1 pseudogene is annotated in these 514 nt (G+C 43.4%); it reads right to left on the bottom strand.

Annotated elements, in window-relative coordinates:
• Nucleotides 1–514: pseudogene (locus R8O11_RS31360) on the bottom strand (ATP-binding cassette domain-containing protein); the annotation flags it as partial.

Below are 514 nucleotides of genomic sequence, written 5' to 3'. Positions count from 1 at the left end.
CATCATTTTGATTTTCATTGTTTTCAAGATCAAATGAGGCATCAATCAGTTTTCTAGTGTACTCACTTTTTGGGTGATGGAAAATCTCTTGTGCGCTTCCTTGCTCCATCACTTCTCCTTTTTGCATCACTAATACGCGATCAGAAAGCGCCTTAACCACTGATAAATCATGGCTTATGAACAAATAACCGATATTGTGTTTTTTCTGCAAGTCTTTGAGAAGATCGATGACAGTGAGTTGCACTGAGCGATCTAAGGCTGAGGTCGGCTCATCAAGCAAGATAAACGACGGTTCCAAAATCAAGGCTCGTGCAATCGCAATACGTTGACGTTGCCCACCGGAAAATTCGTGCGGATAGCGGTTTATAGATGCGGGATCCAAACGTACTTCGCGCAGAACATCACGCGCTTTTTGCATGCGTTCTTTCTTGTTTAAATATGACCGGTGGACGGTTAACCCAACAGTGATAACTTCCCCAATGGTCATACGTTGTCAAAGCGAACCGTATGGATC

It is taken from the genome of Vibrio sp. 1288 (assembly GCF_033344475.1).
Note: the sequence above shows the minus strand (reverse complement) of the source record. Positions and strands in the feature narration are given on the sequence as shown.